The organism is Flavobacteriales bacterium, from assembly GCA_026129465.1.
Lineage (GTDB): Bacteria > Bacteroidota > Bacteroidia > Flavobacteriales_F > PHOS-HE28 > PHOS-HE28.
Genome location: JAHCIA010000001.1, coordinates 2,955,018 through 2,976,130, shown reverse-complemented (window position 1 = coordinate 2,976,130; position 21,113 = coordinate 2,955,018). Strand labels below are relative to the sequence as shown.

Below are 21,113 nucleotides of genomic sequence, written 5' to 3'. Positions count from 1 at the left end.
GAACTTGGTCGTTCAGGAAGCATGCACCAGCCATGGATGGCGTGGCATCCAGCACGGGATCCCACCGGTGATCACCGGTCAGGACCACAAGACCACCGTGACCAAAGGCGTGATCCGTGACAGGCCGCTCGGCTTGGAAGGGGTAAATTCGTAACGCAAGGAATCTGAACCCGGAACCCTCGATCACGAAATGACCTTCAAGACCCTCTTGGCAGCGGCCGTTCTGCTCCCGGCCGCCGCCCTGGCACAATCCGCCCAACCCCTTCCCTGTCTGGCCGACGACCTGTCGCTGGCTGCTCCGCATTACATCCCCACCGCCGAGGACCTGGCCCGCATGGCCCAGGACGAAGCGCAGTTGGAGGCGTTCACCCAGCTCTTCGCGGAAGCGGAGATGGACGGTGCGCGCAACACGTACATCATCTCGGTGGTGTTCCATATCATACACGACAATGGCCCGGAGAACATCAGCGACGAGCAGGTGTACGACGCCATGCGGGTGCTGAATGACGACTTCAACAAGCTCAACAGCGACTGGTCCAATGTGAAGCCCGAATTCCTTGGGCTGGTGGCCGATGTGGGCATCGAGTTCCGCCTGGCGAAGAAGGACCCCAATGGCAATTGCACCAAGGGCATCACGCGCACCCAAAGTGCGCTCACCCACCAGGGCGATCAGACCATGAAGAACCTGATCCAATGGCCGCGCAGCCGCTACCTGAACGTATGGGTGGCCGCCAGCGCGAATGGCGCCGCAGGATATACCTACCGGCCGGCCGCGGTGAACAATGCGCCGGCGCTGGACGGCATCGTGCTGTTGCACAGCTACACCGGCAGCATCGGCACCAGTTCGCCCTACAAGTCGCGCACGCTCACCCACGAGGTGGGGCATTGGATCAACCTGATGCACACCTGGGGCAACAGCAACAACCCCGGCCTGGCCAGCAACTGCAGCGACGACGACCAGGTGAGCGACACGCCCAACACCATGGGTTGGACCAGTTGCAACCTGAACGGTGTCACCTGCAGCACGCTGGACAACGTGGAGAACTACATGGACTACTCCTACTGCTCGAAGATGTTCACCACCGGGCAGAAGACGCGCATGATCGCCGCGCTGAACAGCGGCACCGCCCAGCGAAGCACCCTTTGGCAGCCCAACACGCTTCAACTCACCGGCGTGCTGCTGCCCGACGCCCTGTGCGCGGCGGAATTCAGCCACGGGTCGAACACTTTCTGCGCCGGTGGCTCCATCACCTTCCAGGATCTCAGCTTCCATGCGGTCACCAGCCGCACCTGGGAATTCCCTGGCGGAACACCCGCCACCAGCACCTCGGCCAACCCCACGGTGACCTACGCCGAACCCGGGACCTATCAGGTGACGCTCACCGTGAGCGATGGGGTGAACACGATGAGCACCACCATGCAACAGGCCGTGACGGTGCTGCCAAGCCCCGGCGTGCCCGTGCCGCATGAGGATGGTTTCGAGGCCTATGCCGCGCTGAACGACTCACCCTGGGTGGTGGCCAACCCGGACAACGACAACACCTGGACGCTGAACAACGCGGCGGCATTCACCGGCGACAAGAGCGTGCGCATACTGAATACGGCCGCGATGAACGGCCGCAAGGACGAACTGCTTTCGCAGCCCGTGGACATGAGCGGGGCGGACGAGGTGCGCATCTCCTACCGCTACGCCTTCGCCCAGCGCACCAGCGGTAGCGACGACCGCCTGCGGGTGTGGGTGAGCAACAACTGCGGAGCCACCTGGAGCATGCGCCAGCAACTGCGCGGCACCATTTCGCTCAATACGGCCGGTGCGCCCATGCAGACCAGCTTCGTACCGAATGGCCCCGGCCAATGGGGATACACCGAAGTGACGAACGTGAGCGCCGCCTACCATGTGGCCGACTTCCGCTTCAAGTTCGAGTTCGAGAGCTACGGCGGCAACAACATCTACCTGGACGACATCAACGTCAACGGCATGCCCGTGGGCATGGGCGAACTGCTGCTGGGCGATGGCGCCCTGATGGTGGTGCCCAACCCGGCCGAAGACATGGCCACCGTGGTCTACGACCTGCAAAGCCCGGGCATGACGAGGTTGGAGGTGCTGGACATGCTGGGACGTGTGACGCACGTGTTGCGTGACGGCCAGCATGCCACGGGGCCCCACCGGGTGGAGATCCCTGTGAACACGCTCAATGCCGGGGTCTACCTGGTGCGCCTGGTGCAGGGCGACCGCCAGGAAGTCGTCCGCTTCGTGAAACAATGAACGCCCCAAGGAAGACGACCATGAGGATCGCGACCATCATCATCGCAACGGCCATCGCGGCCGCAGGCAACAACGCCATCGCACAACAGGACGGCATGCTGCCCTGCAAGAACAACGACGCCGACCTGTTCCACTATCTGCACGGTGGCGATCCGGCGGAGATCGCGCGCATCGCACAGGCGGAAGCCGAATTGGAAGCCTTCACGGCCGAATTCGTGGCCCAGTACCAGGACGGACAGCGCCAGCCGTTCATCATCCCGGTGGTCTTCCACATCATCCACAACAACGGGAGCGAGAACATCAACGACGACCAGCTCTACGACGCGATCCGCATCCTGAACGACGACTTCAACAAGCTGAATCCCGACTGGACCAGCGTGAAGGCCGAGTTCCTGAGCATCGTGGCCGACGTGGGCGTGGAGTTCCGGCTGGCACAGAAGGACCCCCAGGGCAACTGCACCAACGGCATCACCCGCACGGTGAGCACCCTCACCTACCAAGGTGACAACGCGATGAAGGCATTGATCCAGTGGCCGCGCAACCGCTACATGAACGTGTGGGTGGCCGCCAGCGCGAACGGGGCGGCGGGCTACACCAACTATCCGAGCGCCTTCCACAACAACCCCAGCGGCGACGGTATCGTGGTGCAGCACACCTACGTGGGCAGCATCGGCACGGGCCACCCCAGCCGCTCGCGGGTGCTCACCCACGAGGTGGGGCATTGGATCAACCTGCGGCACGCCTGGGGCAACAGCAACAACCCCGGCTTGGAGAGCAACTGCAACGGGGACGACCAGGTGGCCGACACGCCCAACACCATCGGCTGGACCACCTGTTTCACCCAGGGCACCAGCTGCGGGTCCTTGGACAACGTGGAGAACTACATGGAGTATTCCTACTGCAGCAAGATGTTCACCAATGGACAGGCCGCGCGCATGATCGCCGCGCTGAACAGCAGCACCGCACAGCGCAACAACCTTTGGCAACCCGCGAATCTCACACTCACCGGCGTGGACCAGGAGCCGCAACTCTGCCTGGCGCAATTCAAGGGAGACCGCCAGACCATCTGCGCGGGCGGCTCGGTGACCTACACGGACCTGAGTTACAACGGCGTGCAGAGCCGCACCTGGTCATTCCCCGGTGGAACACCGGCGACCTCCTCGGAACTCTACCCGACGGTGACCTATGCCGCAGCGGGCGTCTATCCCGTGACACTCCAGGTGAGCGATGGCACCAACACCATGGAGGTGACGCAGGAGGCCTGCATCACCGTGCTTCCCGATCCCGGCGCCGCGGTTCCCTTCGAGGAAGGTTTCGAGGCCTATGCGAACCTGGGTGATTCGGACTGGATGCTGGCCAACCCGGACAACGACAATACCTGGACCCTGACCAATGCCGCGGCCTTCACCGGGGACAAGAGCGTGCGCATCCTGAACACCTCGGCCATGAACGGCCGCAAGGACGAGCTGATCTCGCAGCCGCTGGACATGAGCGGTGAGAGCGAGGTGCGCCTCTCCTTCCGTTACGCCTATGCCCAGCGCAACAGTTCCAGTGACGATCGCCTGCGCATCTGGGTGAGCAACAACTGCGGCGCCACCTGGAGCATGCGTCAGCAGTTGCGCGGCACGCAGAACCTGAACACCGCTGGCGCACCCATGACGGCGAGCTTCGTGCCCAGCGGCCCGGAGCAGTGGATGTACAGCGAAGTGACCAACGTGAGCGCCGCCTACCACGTGAGCGACTTCAGGGTCAAGTTCGAATTCGAGAGCTATGGTGGCAACAACGTCTACCTGGACGACATCAACCTGAATGGCGAGGTCGTGGGCCTGGAAGAGTTCTCCGGCCTGGCCGACGGCGCCCTGGCCGTGGTGCCCAACCCGGCACATGGTACGGCGCAGGTGATCTTCGACCTGCCACAAGCGGGCATGGCGCGGCTGGAAGTGCTGGATGGCCTGGGCCGCCTGCTGCTGGCCCCACATGGCGGCATGCTCCCGGCCGGCGTCCAACGGATGGACCTGTCCCTGCATGGCCTGGCCAGCGGGGTGTACTTCGTCCGCCTGCAAAGCCCCCATGGCAGCCGGGTGAGCCGCTTCGTGGTGGAATAGGCGCGGCCCCGCACCAAGGCACCTCAAGAACGACGAAGCCCCGCGGATGCGGGGCTTCGTTCATTCCATGTTGGCCGACTAGGGCTCGAACCTAGACTCTTCTGAACCAAAATCAGACGTGTTGCCAGTTACACCATCGGCCAATCGAGCGGCGAAATTAACACGATCGATCGAATGCACGACCGGCGTGCCCGTTGGGACTTTGGTACTTTCGCCGCTTCTCGCAAGCGATCCCTCCCGATGGACTTCAAGAAGCTCAACATCCTCACCGGCTGGGCCGTGTTCCTGGTGGCCGCATGGACCTATGTCTCCACCATCGAACCCACGGCCAGTTTCTGGGATTGCGGCGAATTCATCGCCACGGCCCACAAGCTGCAGGTAGGACACCCGCCCGGAGCGCCCCTGTTCATGATCCTGGCGCGCGTGAGCAGCTTCTTCGTGGCGCCCGAGCATGTGCCCGTGGCGGTGAACGTGCTCAGTGCGCTCGCCAGTGCCTTCACCATCCTCTTCCTCTTCTGGAGCATCACCCACATGGCCCACAAGCTGGCCACCCGCGATGGCGCCGAACTGACCACCGGGGCGTTGATCGCCGTACTGGGCAGCGGCATCGTGGGCGCCCTGGCCTACACCTGGAGCGACAGCTTCTGGTTCAGCGCCGTGGAGGGTGAGGTCTACGCCCTCTCCAGCTTCTTCACGGCCATCGTGTTCTGGGCCATCCTGAAATGGGAAAGCGAGGCCGACCAGCCCCACAGCACCCGCTGGCTGATCCTGATCGCCTACCTGATGGGCCTGAGCATCGGTGTGCACCTGCTGAACCTGCTCTGCATCCCGGCCATCGCCTTCGTCTACTACTTCAAGCGATACCAGGTCACGCCCACGGGCATCGGCATCACCTTCGTGGTGTCGGCGGTCATCCTCGGCGCCATCCAGACGCTCATCATCCCGGGCATCGTGCGTCTGGCGGGCCGGTTCGAACTCCTCTTCGTCAATGAAATGGGGCTGCCCTTCAACACGGGCAACCTGATCTACGCCCTGCTGCTGATCGGCGCCATCGTGTGGACCCTTCGGTGGTCCCAAAGCAAGGGCCGCGTACTGCTCAACACCATCGTGCTGGGCGTCACCGTGATCCTGATCGGCTACAGCACGTACGCCATGATCGTGATCCGCAGCGCGGCCAACCCACCGATCGACGAGAACAACCCGGAGAACGTCTTCAACCTGCTGAGCTACCTGAATCGAGAGCAGTACGGCGACAGGCCGCTGTTGATGGGCCAGTTCTGGGATTCGCCCTACGCCAGCGAACGGCGCGATGGCAACCCCGTGTACACCGCCACCTGGATCGCGAAGAAGGACGGCCGCGAGGTGCGCAAGTTCTACGACCGTTGGAGCGCGAAGCACTTCCTGGAGACGACCCCGGGGCATACGATCGACAACCAGTACATCATCACCGATCCGCGCAAGGGCACCGAGGTGGTCTATGACCCGGAGTTCACCATGCTCTTCCCGCGCATGTACAGCGCCCAGCGCGGCCACACGGAAGCCTACAAGGAATGGAGCGGCTTCAAGGGCGTGCCCATCCGCACCACCGACCGCGAGGGCCGGCCCACCATCATACACAAGCCCACCATGGGCGAGAACCTGCGCTATTTCATCGACTACCAGATGAACTGGATGTACTGGCGCTACTTCATGTGGAACTTCGCCGGCCGCCAGAACGACGTGCAGGGCCATGGCGGCATCCTGGACGGAAACTGGATCAGTGGCATCAAGGCCATCGATGCGCAGCGCCTGGGCAACCAGGACCACCTGCCGCCGAGTATCGCGGACAACAAGGGCCACAACAAATTCTACCTGCTGCCCCTGCTGCTGGGGGTCATCGGGCTGGTGTACCAGCTGGTGCGCCATCTGCGCGACTGGTCCGTGGTGATGCTCCTGTTCTTCTTCACCGGCATCGCCATCGTCATATACCTGAACCAGACGCCCTATCAGCCGCGCGAACGCGATTATGCCTACGTGGGTTCGTTCTACGCCTTCGCCATCTGGATAGGCCTGGGCGTGTACGCGCTGTATGACGCGGCCCGATCCATCACACGGCGCGAGCTGGCCATCGGTACCGGTGCGGCCTTGGGCCTGGGCATGCTCAAGTACCTGTTGGAATGGGGCGAGGACCATTCGGTTTCCTATGCCATCCTCTACATGGGCGCATTGGGCGGCGCTGCCTTGTTCCTCTTCCACTTCCTGGGCCGGTCTCTGCGCAGCGAGGTGCTGCACGGTCTGCTCGCCACGGCGGTGGGTCTCATCGTACCCGCCGTGATGGTGGCCGACGGCTGGGACGACCACGACCGCAGCGAGCGCAAACCCGCTCGCGACCTGGCGCACAACTACCTGGAAAGCTGCGAGCCCAACGCCATCCTCTTCACCAATGGGGACAACGACACCTTCCCGCTGTGGTACGCGCAGGAGGTGGAAGGCATTCGCACGGACATCCGCGTGGTGAACCTCAGCCTGCTGAACACCGACTGGTACATCGACCAGATGCGGCGCAAGGCCTACACGAGCGATCCGGTGCCCTTCGCCATGGACCCGGAGAAGTACCGCCAGGGCACACGCGATGTGGTGGCGCTGATCCCCCAGGGCGACCGTGAGGCCTACCGCGACGTGCGTGAAATGATGGCCTTCATCTCCAACGACCGCAACATGCAGCCCATCTTCCAGCGCGGCCAGAAGGACGCCTGGTTCCCCACCGACCGCTTCAGTCTGCCGGTGGACAGCGCCCATGTCTTCTCCAACGGCACGCTGCAGGCCAAGGACACGTCCGCCTACGTGTCCGCCATCAACTGGCGCATCAACCGCCAGGTGCTGCTGAAGAACCACCTGATGGTCCTCGACCTGCTGAGCAACTTCAACTGGGACCGGCCCATCTATTTCGCCGTCACCACCGGACCGGACAGCTACATCAATCTCCAGGACCACTTCCAGTTGGAGGGCCTCACCTACCGGTTGGTGCCGGTGTACACGCCCAATCCCAATCCGAACCTGCATGGGCGCGTGGCCACGGACGCGATGTACCACAACGTGACCGAAAAGTTCCTCTGGGGCAACATGGACAGCGCGAACGAGATCTACCTCGACGAGAACATCCTGCGCATGACCACCAACCTGCGCCTCCAGTTGAGCAGCCTGGCCGAGGCGCTGATCACCGAAGGCCGCATGGACGAGGCCCGCACCATCCTGGACCTGTCGCTGGAGAAGATGCCTGCGCACAACGTGCCCTTCGATCGCATCCTGCTGCCCACGGTGGAAGCCTATTACGCTTTGGGCGACACCATCAAAGGCAACGAGTTGAACGAGCGCCTCTTCGATCTGATGGAGCGCAACATGACCTACTTCCTCAGTCTGGAGCCCCGGTTCGCCGCACGCGTGGAGAACGAGATGGCCATCACGCATGCGGTGATGGGCCGATTGACGAGCGTGGCCAGCCGCTATGCGCCGCTGCCTTCGGTGGAAGCGATACTGCGCGGAGACACCTTGGAGCCGGCCTTCAGCGACACGCTGGTGAAGCGTTTTGAAGAGGTGGAGGAGGCGTACGAGGGGAAGCTGATGGAACTGGAGGCCGCCAAACGTCGCACCACACGAATGCGCTTCTGAGCGCTGGACCCCGGGCATGTACACCGTGCGCATCCCCGCCCCGGTGCCCGCGCTGTTCCGGGGTATCACCTGGCGGATCCCGGGCGATGCGCGTGCGGTGCATATCACCTTCGACGATGGGCCTGTCCCCGAAGTGACCCCCTGGGTGCTGGACTTGCTGCGCGCGCACGACGCCAAGGCCACCTTCTTCTGCGTGGGCGCCAATGCGGCCGCCCACCCCCAGTTGATGGACCGTATCCGCGGGGAAGGCCACACGGTGGGCAACCATACCTGGGGCCACCGCGATGGTTGGCGCACCGCACACGGCGTCTACCTGCGCGATGTGGCACGCTGCCAGGTGTTCACCCGAACGGCCCTGTTCAGGCCGCCATATGGCAGGATCACGCCGCGCCTGACGCGCGCGCTGCGTGCGAAGTACCGCCTGGTGATGTGGGACGTGCTCAGTGGCGACTTCGACACCGCGATCGATGGGGAACGCTGCCTCCACAACGTGATCGACAACGTACGCCCGGGTTCCATCGTGGTGTTCCACGATAGTGTGAAGGCCTGGGACCGGCTGCGGTATGCGCTGCCCGAAGCGTTGCGATCGCTGAAAGAAAGCGGCTACAGGTTCCCGGCGATCCCCGAAGACATGGGCGTCACGGCTCGATCGCGGTGACGATGTACTCATTGCGCCGGTTCACGGCGTGTTCCTCCTCGGAACATCCCACACCGGGCGCGCAATGGTTCAGCAGCTTTGTGGCGCCGTATCCCTTGGCGGTCAAGCGATCGCGTGGCACACCCTTGCCCCGCAGATGGTCCACGATGGCCTCGGCCCGTTTCTGCGTGAGGCGCTGATCATCCCCTCCTTCACCGCGCGCATCGCTGTGCACGGCCACTTCGATCCTGATGCCGGGGTTCACCAGCATCCGTTCCGCCAACGCGTCCAGCTCGGTGCGTGCGATGGGATCCAACCTGGCCTCACCGCGTTCCCAACGTATATGCTTCAAGGCGACGGGCTCCCCGATGACCATCGGATCGAAGACCAGCTCTCGCGCCTCGTTGAGGTCGATGATGCCCTGCCGCATGCCGATGGTGGACAACGGAACGCTTTGACTGAAATAGCCGGGCATCTCGAAGAGCACTTCGAACTCCTCGTTGCCCTGCAGGCGGAAACTGAAATCACCGCCGGGGCCGGTGGTCTTGCTGTCCGCGTGGAAACTGCTCAGGTTCACCACGCTCACGGTCATGCCAGAGAGGAATCCGGGGCGCTCACGCGGGCGCACGGTGCCGCGCAACCAGATGCCTGCATCGGCCACCAGGCGGATGTCGCGTGTGATGATCTGTTCCTGCTCGATGCGATCGGTGCTCAGCGCCTGCTCGCCATCGAAGCGGCCTTTGAGCTTGGCCACCAGCTTGTACTCGCGGTCCTTTTCCACGGTGAAGGCGTACTCGCCGCGCGCGTTGGTGAGCGTGGTGGCGATCAGCTGCCCGTTGGCACCATATAGGAATACCTCTGAGGCGATCACGGGTATGTCGTACTCCTCATCGATCACCAGGCCCGTGCACATGAAACGTTGCTCCAAGGGGGCGAGCATCACGAAACTGTAGATGTCATCGCTGCCCGCACCGCCCGGCCTGTCGCTGCTGAAGTAGCCCCGGCTGCCGGTGGCGTCGATCACGAAGGCGAAATCATCCCGTGGGCCGTTCACCGGAGCACCCACGTTGATCGGCGACCTGAATCCGCCTTTGCCGTCGGGGCGTGCGGCGAGAATGTCCAGGCCGCCAAGTCCCGGATGCCCATTGGATGAGAAGTACAAGGTGCCGTCCGCCGCGAGGAAGGGGAACACTTCATTGTACGGCGTATTGATCAGCGGTCCCAGATTCTCCGGTTCGCCCCATTGGCCGCCCTGCATGCGCACCACGTAGAGGTCCGTGCCACCATAGCCGCCTGGCATATCGCTCACGAAGTAGAGCACGTCGCCATCGGGCGACACGGCGGGATGCCCGATCGACACCTCGCTGTTGTTGTAGAGGAATGGCTCCGGCGCGACGAACGCGTCGCCATCCCGGCGCGCCTGGAACAGACTCAGCCGGTGGATGCCCTGTCCGCTGCGCTGCGGATTGGTGCGCGTGAACCAGATGGTGTTGCCGCCACCGCCCAAGGTTGCAGGGCCTTCATGGTTCCTGCTGTTCACCCTGCCCCTCAGGGGGCGTGGCGCGCTCAGATCACCGCCTTCCGACCTGTCGGCCACATAGAGGTCCATGAAGGGCTGTCCGTTCCAGGCGGCACGGCGGTCCATGGCCACGCGCTTGCTGCGTGCCGAGACGAAGATCACGCGGCCCTCATCGAACCAGGTGGCGGCCATGTCGCTGTAGGGCGTGTTGATCCCCACGGGCTTGATGGAGAAGCGTTCCTCCTCCTGCGTGAACTTGCGCGCGAAGCCGCTGATGTTGCTTCGGTTGGGCCCATCCACCCCGCGTGATGCGAGGTAGCGGTCCATCCATTCCTCCGCCTCGTCGTAGCGCCCGTTGCTCTTCAGCGCCTGGGCGTAGTTGTACATGTCGCGCGGCTCGCGGTTCAGGTACTTCACCACCACGGCGTACCATTTCTCCGCCTCCTCCATCGCGCCCAAACGCATGTGGCTTTCCGCGAGGCGCTTGGCCACGTGCTCGTTCACCGCGCCCAGTTCGGCGGCCGTGCTGTACGCCTCCACGGCACGCACGAAGGCCAGCTGCTGGAAATGCCGGTCACCTTCGCGGATGTAGCCCTCGGCCTGGCCGCAGACGTGGCCAGCGCAGCCAACCAGCAGCGTGAACATGAGGATATGGGAGCTGCGCGGAAGCATCTCAGAAATAGCGCGGCGATATCGTGCGGCCCTTGATGAAACGCAGATCGTAGTTGAGCATCACTTCATGGGTGCCTGCATTATAGGCCCCCATGCTCGTGGTGGTGAGGTCGAAGGCGTAGCCCACACGGAACTGGTCGTTCACCTGGTACTGGCCCAGCAGGCCGAAGGAATTCCCCACCCGGTACATAGCGCCGAACCATATGCGCTCGCGGAGCAGGAAATTGGCGTTCAGGTCCAACGACCAGGGGGCGCCCTCCACCACGCGGAACATGATCGAGGGCCTGAATTTCAGCCCGTGGTCGATGTCGAACACATGGCCGGCGATGAGGAAGTAGTGGCGCGCTTCGGTGGATGCCACCAGCGCCGTTCCGCTCACCGTGGCGATGCTGTTCTCCAGCAACTTGGGCGCGGACAGGCCCACATAGCTCCGCGGCGTGTGCCAGAAGAGCCCGAAGCCGAAATTGGGGTGCATGTCACCCTGTATGTCCACATTGGCCGGATCGGCTTCCACCGTGGTGAGCGAGGCGAGCTCGGCCTGGTAGAGGTTGATGCCCCCCTTCAATCCGAAGGAGAGCCGCGACTCCTCACCGGTGCGGATCCGGTAGGCGATGTCCACATGGCCGGAGGTCTGGCGCACGGGTCCGGCCTTGTCGGAGATCGCCGAAAAACCCAGCGAAAGGCCGGTGACCTTCACAGGAGAATGCGCCAGCAGGGTATGTGTGACCGGTGCACCCTCGAATCCCACCCACTGGTGGCGGCTCAGGGCCATCACGGTGAACAGGTCCGCCGAACCCGCATAGGCCGGGTTGAAGGCCAGGGTGTTGAACATGTACTGCGAATACAGCGGGTCCTGCTGTGCCGTGGCGCGGCCGATCAGCAGGGCGCACAGGGCCACCTGGGCGATGCGGGCGAAAGTGCTGCTCATCGGTTCAGGTAGATGTATCCCGTGATGGCGGGCTGGTCATTGCCGAGTTCCAGGATGTAGTAGTAGGTGCCCGCCGGTGCTTCTCCGTCGAAGAGCGCGTCCTTGGCGCTGCCGTCCCAGACCACCTCGCGGTTGTCGTAGCCGCGCGCCTCATAGATCTTGGCGCCCCAGCGGTTGAAGATGACGATGCTGTTGCCCGGCCAGCCCTCGATCCCGGGGATCACGAACGTGTCGTTGATGTTGTCCCCGTTGGGCGAGAAGCTCTGCGGCACGAACACGACATTCTCGAAGTCGCAGGGGCTGCCACCGGTCACACGTGCTTCGTTGCACCCGAAACCGTCCTGCACGAACGCCTCGAAGCTCTCGCTGGTGAAGAGCGGAACACTGCTGAAGATCCAGGGTGCGGCATCGCTCAACTCACCCGCCAGCCCGCTGACCAAGTAGGTGGCCGGATCGCCACCCGTGATCGTGAACCTTACCGTGTAGGTGCGGGCCACCGGGTCGCAGATGCGTTCCACGTCGATCACTTCCACCCCGCCTACCACCGTTACGGCGACGAAGGCCGTGGCGTCGGGACAGCCTTCCGTGGAAACCGTGTACCCGAAGAGGTACTCGCCCGGCGAGAGCGAGGTGGTGTTCACCGCACCACCGGAGAGCGCGCCCGTACCATCGGGATCCGACCAGGTTCCTCCGCCCTGCGGCCCACCTTCCAGCAGGGGGAAGAGCTGCAATGCCGGGAGTGTGTCGCACACCAGGGTGGTTCCGCCTGTTCCGGGCATGGGCGGTGCGTTCACGGTCACGATCACTGTGGCGCTGGAGTCCGGGCAGGCTTCATTGCCGGACACCGTGTAGGTATATGCACCAGGCGTATCCGTGCCGGGCAGGAAGGTACCCCCGTGCGGGGATCCACCCGGGCCGGCCCATGTGCCTCCGAGTTGGGGATCGCCCAACAGGGCCAGCAGGTCCACCGCGGATGAGGTGGTGCACAGCACAATGGCGTTGTCGATACCCGGGATCGGATAGGGCACCGTGGTCACCAGCACGGTCGCACTCAGGCTGCCGCATTGCGGATCGGTCACGGTGTACACGAAGGGTGATTGGCCCCCGAAGGGCAGCAGGCTCGCGTTGAGGATGCCACCCGCGAGCAGTGCGCCAGTACCTGTCACATCGCTCCAACTGCCTCCACCAGCAGGATCGCCGGCCAAAGCACCGAACAGGTTGAACGCTGTCTCAGCGCCGCACACGGTCACCACGTTGTCCTCCCCAGGGCTAGGGCCGGCGATCACGGTCACGGTCACCTGCCGGAACACCGCAGGGCATGGGCCATTGCTGGGGAAGCCATACTGGAAGACCCAGGTGCCAAGGCCCGCGATGGCCGGATCGAATTCGCTGCCATCGAGCGCACCGGAACCGTTCAGGTCCACCCAATTGCCACCCGGTTGTGCCTGTGCACCCAGTGCGGGGAAGAGGTCGATCGGATCCTGGGCGAGACAGACCGTGATGCTGGCGCTCTGCCCGGCATTGGGCAACTGCGTCACCGAAATTGTGAGCGAGGCGGACGCATTGGCACAAGGTGGCGTACCCACGATCGTGTAGGTGTAAACACCCGGTGTGCCCGTGGCGGGATCGAAGAATTCACCCACAGGTCCATTCGGGCCGATCCAGGTTCCCCCAGCTTGGGGTGAGCAGCCCAGGTAGAGCCGCATGTTGATGGGCACCTGGTCCGAACAGAGCGCCACGGAGGCGTTGCAACCGGCATTGGGCGCTTGCGGTTCCGCCACGGTCACAAAGGCATCGTCATTCGGACAGGGAATTTGCCCCTGCACCGTATAGCGATATACGCCTGGCACGTCCACCGCTGGATTGTAGATGCCGGGGTGCGGCACCCCCAACAAGGACCACTGCCCTCCGGTCATGGCCAAAGGACCCAGCAAGGGGAAGAGGTTCAGAGGCGGGTCATTGGAGCAGATCGAGACGTTGGCGTCCACACCGGCGAAGACGGCCTGTGTCACCTGCACATTCACTTGGGCGGTGTCCGATGGACAGATACCGGCACCGGGTACCACGTAGCGGTAGATGCCGGGCGGATCGGTGGCGGGCAAGTAGGTGCCGCTGTGCGCTTCCAAGGCCGGGTTCAACCAGAATCCACCAGCGTTGGGGCCGCAGGTCAGCGCCCCGATCAGGATCACGGGCGGATTGGTGGAGCAAAGCGAAAAGGCGCCATCACAGCCCGCGAAGGGTCCTTGTATCACGTTCACCGTCACGCGCGCCGTATCACTCTGGCAAAGCGCCGAGGCGGAAAGCACATAGTCGAAGCGCCAGGTGCCCGGGCCGCCGGTCTGTCCGCTGTTGAACACCCCGCCGATGAGCGCGCCGCTCATATCCACGTCCAGCCAGAATCCACCGGTCTGCGGCGATCCGTCCAGCGCGGCGAACAGGTCCACGATCTCGCCTTGGCACACGGAGATGTCCGAGTCGTAGCCCGCGCTGAGGGCTTCGGTCACGTTGACCGTCACCGTGGCGCTCGCATCCGCGCATGGACCAAAGCCCTGCACGGTATAGAGGAAGGCATAGGAGCCGGGCGCCAGGCCGGTGGAGTTGAGCATACCACCCGTGAGTTGGCCCGTACCCGAGAGATCGGTCCAAGTGCCACCAGCATCCGGTGTACCGCCCAAACCCAATACCAAGGCTATCGCTGGATCATCGATGCACGCCGCGAGCACCCCATCCGAGCCGGCATTGGACGCCGTGACCAGGGTGATCTGCACCTGGGCCGTGCTGTTGGAACAAGGTGGAAGACCGGCAACGGTGTAGACATATGCTCCAGAAGCATTTGTCGCGGGATCGAAGAATGGCCCATGCAGGTCACCATTGAAGGTCCATGTCCCTGTCAGGTCCGGCGTTCCGCCGAGCAAGGAGATCAAGGGCTGTATCGGTTCGTTGGAGCAGATCTGCGCCACCGTGCTGATGCCCGCATTGGCGGCCGCGTTCTGGATCACGGTCACCGTGGCCGAATCACTCCGGCAGGGCGCCTGGCCCACCAGGATGTAGGTGTAAGCGCCCGGTTGCGAACTGCCCGGCACATAGATGCCACTGCTCAAACCGCCCGATGGATTGAGCCAGGTGCCACCGCTCATCGGTGAGCCGGTGAGGATGTTGAAGAGGTTGAACTGCGGCTGGTCGCTGCACACGGTCACCACGCCGTTCTGGCCCGCGTTGGGCGAGGTGTTCACCAGCACGGTGACCTGTGCGCTGGCATCGCCACAAGGCGCGATGCCGGGCACCGTGTAGGTGTAGACCCCTGGCGGATTCGTTCCCGGCAGGAAGATGCCGGTGTGCGGCAGGCCAGCAGGATCGGTCCACAGCCCGTTCAACTGCGGCGTGCCATTGATCACATCAAAAAGCTGGAAGGGCACCGTGTCGGTGCAGATCGTCACCAAACCATTGAAACCCGCGTCCGGGAAAGTGTTGATCACCACTTCCACCACCGCCGAGCTGGACGCACATGGCGGGAGGCCGCTGACCGTGTAGGTGTAGCTTCCGGAAATGTCCACGCCCGGCAGCAACGTTCCCGAATGGCCCACACCCATGGGGTTGGTCCAGGTGCCTCCGGGCTGCGCCGTGGGACCAAGGAGGCTGAAGAGGTTGGTGCTGCCACCCGTGTTGCATACCGCCAGGCTGTTGCTCACACCCGCCACTGGCGCAGGATTCACCGTGATGTTGAGGGTGGCGGTGGCGTTGGGGCAGGGTTGCTGGCCTGGCACCGTGTAGGTATACGTTCCCGGGGTGCTGGTCCCGGGGGTGAACACACCATTGGAGGGTACACCTCCCGGCCCGGTCCACGTGCCATTGAGCGCAGGAGTGCCCAGGAGGAAGTCCACCATGGCGAAGGCGGGGTTCGTGCTGCAACGCGTGATGGCGTTGCTCTGCCCGGCGTTGGAAGGTTGGTTCACCGCAACAGTGACCGTGGCCGTCGCCGCGCCGCATGGTGCCGCGCCTTGCACCGTGTAGGTATAGGTGCCAGGGGTGCTGGTGCCCGGCACGAAGGTTCCGCTGAATGGCCCGTTGCCGGGTGCAGGACCGGTCCATGACCCGGTGGGATCCGGCGAACAGCCCAACACGGTAAAGAGGTTCACGCTTCCTCCACCACTGCACAAGGTGGTGGCACCACTGCATCCCGCATTGGCCGCCTGATTCACGAACACGGAGACCACCGCCACATCGTTCGCGCAGGGCGCAGTGCCCGGCACGGTGTAGAAGTAGTCCCCGGGCAGGCTGGTGCCGGGAATGAAGAGGCCATCATGAGGAAGCAGGTCGGGGCCGGTCCATGAACCGCCGAACTGGGCGCCGCCACCCAACAGGCCGAAGAGCAGGAAGGGAGGTTGGCTGCTGCAAACGGTGGTCGAGCCGTTGGTGCCCGCATTGGCCGCCTGCTGCACCGAGATGGTGAGCGTGGAAACCTTCGGCCCACAGGGCGGCTGGCCCTGCACGGTGTAAACGTAGATCCCTGGCGCATCCAGTCCCGGCACGAAAATGTTGCCGTGCGGATCCCCGTTGAAGGTCCATTGACCCGGCTGTGGGTTGCCGCCCAATTGCAGCGTCATGTTGAACGTGCCGCCGCTGGAACACACGGTGATCTGGTTGGAGGCACCTGCGTTCGGCTCCTGCACCTCCGTCACCTGCACCGAGGCCACCGCATTGGCGCACGGCCCCGTCCCGCTCACCACGTAGAAGTAGGTGTTCGGGTTGTCCAAAGCAGGGTTGTAGATGCCGGATACCACCGGGCCAGTGGGACTGCCCAGGCGCCATACGCCACCACCCTGCGGGTTGCCGCCCAGGAATGGGAAGAGACTGAAGGGCGCATTGTTGCTGCACGTGATGGTGCTGCCGTTGGTGCCCGCATTGGGTGGCGCCACCACGGTGACCGTGGTCTGCGACGAGTCGGAGGCACAGGCCAGCGTGCCGCCCAGCACATAGCGGAAGTTGTAGGTGCCAGGTGGTACGTTGGCGGCATTGAAGAATTGCCCGCTTACCGAACCGGTGGCGTCCAGATCGATCCACACACCGCCCGGTTGCGGGTTTCCGCCCAAGCCATTGAAGAGGTTCACCTGCGTGTTGGTACCGCAAACGGTCATGGTGCCGTTGCTGCCGGCGTCCAAGCCTGCCACGGTGGTCACCAGCACGGTCGCCAGATCATCGCCGCATTGCCCGATACCAGGCACGGTGTAGGTGAAGCTGTAGGTACCGGCGGGCAGCCCCAATGGACTGAAGAACTGGTTGCTCTGCTGGCCCGTGGCGTCATCATCATTCCAAGTGCCGTTCTGATCGGGGTTGCCGCTCAGGCCATCGAAGAGATCCACCACCGCTTGATCGGTGCAGACCGTGAGCGTTCCACCGCTACCCGCATTGGGAGCCTGGTTCACCGTGGCCGTTACGGTGGCGGAGGCGTTCTGGCAGGGTGGTGTACCGGTGACCGAATAGACGTAGTCGCCGGGCAGGCTCGTGCCAGGGAAAAACACCCCCGACGTTGGGCCACCAGGACCGATCCATGTACCTCCGGTGTTCGGCGTACCGCCCAGGATGGTGAAGAGGTCCACAGGTGGATCGGTGGAGCAGCGCTCAAAGCTGGCATTGAGGCCCGCGCTGGGCTGTATGTTGACGTTGACCACCACCACGGCTGAAGCATCGAGACATGGCGTTTGACCGGACACCGTGTAGGTGTATCCGCCGGGCGTGGAGGTGCCGGGAATGAAGGTTCCCGGATGCGGCTGGTTGTCCGGACCCACCCAGGTGCCGCCTCCATTGGGGGTGCCACCCAGCACCGATACCAGCGCGAAGGGGGCGTCGGAACTGCAAATGGTGGTATTGGCATTGATGCCGGCATTCGGTGCCTGATTCACCACCACGGTGGCCCAAGCGGTGTCATTCACACAGGGCGCTGTACCGTTCACCACGTAGGTGTAGGTACCGGGCGCGGTGGTGCCGGGTGTGAATGTGCCGGAAACGGGTTGCCCGCCCGCATTGCTCCAGCTTCCCGTGCCGTTCGGGTTGCCACCCAGCACGCTCAGCAACTGGAATGGGCCATTGGTGCTGCATACCGTGATGTTGCCATTGACACCGGCGTTCGGCGCGATCACACGCACCACCTGCACCGAAGCGGAGAGATCCACGCATGGTGCCGTGCCGGCGACCGTATAGGTGTATGTGCCACCCGGCTGGGTGGCGGGCAGATACAGGCCGGAATGTGCACCTCCAGGGCCGGCCCAGCTGCCACCGCTCTGTGGCGTGCCACCCAGCAGTGTGAACAGGTCCACGGGAGCATGGTCGCTGCAGAGCGTGATGGCCCCATTGGTGCCGGGGTCCGGCGCAGGCACTTCGCTCACCGTGATCGTGGACACCGCATTGACGCAAGGGGCGATACCGGGCACCGTGTAAGTGTAGATCCCCGGCGTACTCGTGCCCGGTGTGTATGTGCTGCCCACGATGCCACCCCCGGGTCCGGTCCAGGAGCCGTTGGCGTCCGGGGTGCCATCCAAGCGTGCAAAAAGACTGAACGGCGCATGGTTGCTGCACACCGTGGTATCCGCGGAGATGCCCGCATCAGGCGCATTCACCACGGACACGTTCACCACGGCGGTGGCGTTCGCACAGGGCGCCTGACCCAGCACCGTATAGGTATAGGCACCGGGGGTGTCAGCGCCTGGAGCAAAGTTGATCCCATGCGGCCCATTCGGCCCTGTCCAAGTGCCACTCGCATCAGGCGTTCCGCCGAGGGAGGCGAACAGGCTGAAGGGCGCATCGTTGGAGCAACTAACCACGGAGGCATTCGTGCCGGCCACCGGCGCGATGTTCACCGTCACTTCCACCGTGGAAATGGACGGAGCACATGGTGCCAAGCCCACCACCGTGTAGGTGTAGATGCCTGGAACGCTGACCCCGGGATTGAAAATGCCGGGGTGTGGTGTGCCATTGGGACGGGTCCAACTACCACCCGCATCCGGCGCACCACCCAGCACGTTGATCAAGGGGAAGCTGCCGTCAGTGCTGCACACGGTAATGGCTGCCGAGAGCCCCGCGTCAGGCGCCTGGTTCACCGTGATGGTGAGGGTAGCCTGGTCGTTGGCGCACGGCGATGTACCCACCACGGTATAGGTGTAGACGCCAGGTTGGTCCACCCCCGGGGTGAAGGTGGGGCCATGCGGCCCCCCCGGACCGGACCATTGACCGCCAGCATCCGGGGTGCCACCCAGTTCGCTCACCAAGGAGAAGGGCGCATGGTCGCTGCAAAGGGTGATGCTGCGGTCCAAGCCGGCGTTCGGTGCGGTCACCTGCGCCACAGTGACCGTGGCCGATGAAGGCGCACAGGGTGGCAGACCGATGACCGTGTAGGTATATACGCCGGGGACCGAAGTGCCCGGTGTGTAGGTCGCGGAAACTGGCGTGCCACCCGGGCCGGTCCAGGCGCCTCCACCCTGTGGAACGCCACCCAACGTGGCGAACAGGCTGAATGGCGCATCGTTGCTGCATACCGTAATGGAGGCGGGGGTGCCCGCGTTCGGCCGCTGGTTCACCACCACGTTCACCGTGGCGCTCGCATTGGCGCAGGGCGGCGTGCCCGCTACCGTGTAGGTGTAGAGGCCCGGTGGGTCGGTCCCCGGAATGAATTGACCGCTGTGCGCGCCGCCGGGGCCACTCCAGGTACCACCTGAGTTCGGGGCCCCACCCAGCGCACCAAAGAGCGGCGTCTGCGGGCCATCGCTGCACAGGGTCAGGGTGCCATTGGTGCCCGCGTTGGGCGCCTGGATGCGCGTCACGTTCACCACGGCCGATGCGTTCGCGCATGGCGGCGTGCCGGCCACGGTATAGGTGTAGGGACCTTGCGGATCGGTCGCGGGATCGTAGATGCCGGAATGCGATGATCCCCCGGGTGCGGTCCAGGTGCCACCCGCTTGAGGAGTGCCGCCCAGCAGTGTGAAAAGGCTGAAGGGTGGCAGGTTGCTGCAAACCGTGACGCTGCCCATGGTGCCCGCATTGGGCGCCGCCTGCACACCCACGGTCACCGTGGCACTTGCCGGGGAGCATGGGGGTATGCCGGGAACCTCATACACATATGGGCCCGGCGGATCGGTGCCCGGAATGAAAGTGCCGGAATGCGCACCGCCTGGACCGGCCCATGTGCCACCGCCTTGCGCGTTGCCTCCGAGCAGCGGGAACAGGGCGAAGGCGGCATCCAAGCTGCATACTGTGATGCTGGCATTGGTGCCCGCCACGGGTGGCTGGTTCACAGTGATGGTCACCGTGGCCGAGGCATCATTGCAGGGCATGGTGCCAGCCACCGTGTATACATAGGCCCCAGCCGGGTCCACCCCGGGAACGAATGTGCCATTGTGCGGACCACCCGGGCCGGTCCATGCACCGCCCGCTTCCGGCGAACCTCCCAGCAAAGCGAAGAGACTGAAGGAAGCATCGGTGGCGCAGGCCGTGTAGGCGCCATTGGTGCCCGCATCGGGCGGTTGCACGATCGTCACCGTCACCGTGGCGCTGGTATCCGCGCATGGTGATGGGCCCGAGAGCGTGTAGAAATAATCGCCCGGCGGATCTGAAGCGGGGTTGAAAGAGCCGGAATGCGCGCCGTTGGGGCCGCTCCACACGCCCCCGGGGTCCGGGTTGCCGGTAAGGAAGGGGAACAGGGCGAAAGGCCCACCCGTGGCACAGGCCTGTGCGGCTCCGTTCCCACCGGGGTCACCCGCCGTGAGGATACGCGCCGCCCAACCGGCGGCCGTGCCGGCATTGTCGCTTTCGAAGCGGAAGGTGAGGCAGCCGCTGGGGTCGGCGCTTACGAAGGTCAGACCCAGCAAGGATGCCGCGCTGGTCCCCACCGCCAGTGGCGCACCGCCGGCCACCAGGCCGTCGTAGATGAAGAGTCGGTCACCAGGGCCGGGAGCCACCTGCCATTGCAGGAACAACACGGCCGTGGCAGGACCGGTGCCCGCGCCACCCGTGGGGCAGAGCGTGGTGGTGATGTTCTGGTTGTTGCCGTAGTTCCCGGCGGCACCACCACTATCGTAGAAAAGCCCGGTGCAGGTCTCGTAGGTGACCCCATCGACCGCCAGGTAGACCTGCGCCGGTCCCGGAAGACCAAGGAGCAGGGCGGCCAAGGCCAGCACTGTCCGGTTCGCGGATCGCTCTCGGGGATCGAAGCTCGGCCTCATTCGCACGCACGTTCCGTTCAGGTCCTTCGCGAAGGGCGGCAAAGGTACGGCCCTCCCCCCCGTACGGGTCAACCCATGAACGCACTAATGGCCACGACGAAAACACTGGATCGATTGACGATCGCC

7 protein-coding genes and 1 tRNA gene are annotated in these 21,113 nt (G+C 64.1%); 4 read left to right on the top strand and 4 right to left on the bottom strand.

Going from position 1 to position 21,113, the window contains the following annotated elements:
• Window positions 1-190: 190 nt before the first annotated feature.
• Both KIT10_12600 and KIT10_12595 read left to right on the top strand, forming a co-directional pair.
• On the top strand, window positions 191-2,266 hold the full coding sequence (locus KIT10_12600) for a T9SS type A sorting domain-containing protein (protein MCW5900099.1): 2,076 nt from the start codon (window positions 191-193) through the stop codon (window positions 2,264-2,266).
• 20 nt (window positions 2,267-2,286) lie between these two features.
• Window positions 2,287-4,371, top strand: coding sequence for a T9SS type A sorting domain-containing protein (locus KIT10_12595; protein MCW5900098.1), 2,085 nt, complete (start codon window positions 2,287-2,289; stop codon window positions 4,369-4,371).
• Window positions 4,372-4,441: 70 nt separating this feature from the next.
• Here the strand turns inward: KIT10_12595 and KIT10_12590 are convergent.
• A tRNA-Gln gene (locus KIT10_12590) sits at window positions 4,442-4,514 on the bottom strand.
• Between the two features lie 97 nt (window positions 4,515-4,611).
• Here KIT10_12590 and KIT10_12585 point away from each other — a divergent pair.
• Both KIT10_12585 and KIT10_12580 read left to right on the top strand, forming a co-directional pair.
• Complete coding sequence (locus tag KIT10_12585; protein MCW5900097.1) at window positions 4,612-8,019, top strand: DUF2723 domain-containing protein; 3,408 nt, start codon at window positions 4,612-4,614, stop codon at window positions 8,017-8,019.
• A 16-nt stretch (window positions 8,020-8,035) separates the two neighbouring features.
• Window positions 8,036-8,677, top strand: coding sequence for a polysaccharide deacetylase family protein (locus KIT10_12580; protein MCW5900096.1), 642 nt, complete (start codon window positions 8,036-8,038; stop codon window positions 8,675-8,677).
• Here the strand turns inward: KIT10_12580 and KIT10_12575 are convergent.
• Genes KIT10_12575 through KIT10_12565 form a run of 3 tightly spaced genes read right to left on the bottom strand, consistent with a single transcriptional unit; the run spans window position 8,658 to window position 20,933 of the window.
• Window positions 8,658-10,820 (bottom strand): PD40 domain-containing protein, encoded by a 2,163-nt coding sequence (locus tag KIT10_12575; protein MCW5900095.1) that lies wholly within the window; start codon window positions 10,818-10,820, stop codon window positions 8,658-8,660. The two genes, KIT10_12580 and KIT10_12575, sit on opposite strands and share 20 nt — an antisense overlap.
• A gap of 28 nt (window positions 10,821-10,848) precedes the next feature.
• Window positions 10,849-11,775, bottom strand: coding sequence for a type IX secretion system membrane protein PorP/SprF (locus tag KIT10_12570; GenBank protein ID MCW5900094.1), 927 nt, complete (start codon window positions 11,773-11,775; stop codon window positions 10,849-10,851).
• Entirely contained in the window at window positions 11,772-20,933 is a 9,162-nt protein-coding gene (locus KIT10_12565; GenBank protein ID MCW5900093.1) for a gliding motility-associated C-terminal domain-containing protein, read from the bottom strand. Before KIT10_12565 ends, KIT10_12570 begins: the two co-directional genes overlap by 4 nt.
• Window positions 20,934-21,113: the final 180 nt, after the last annotated feature.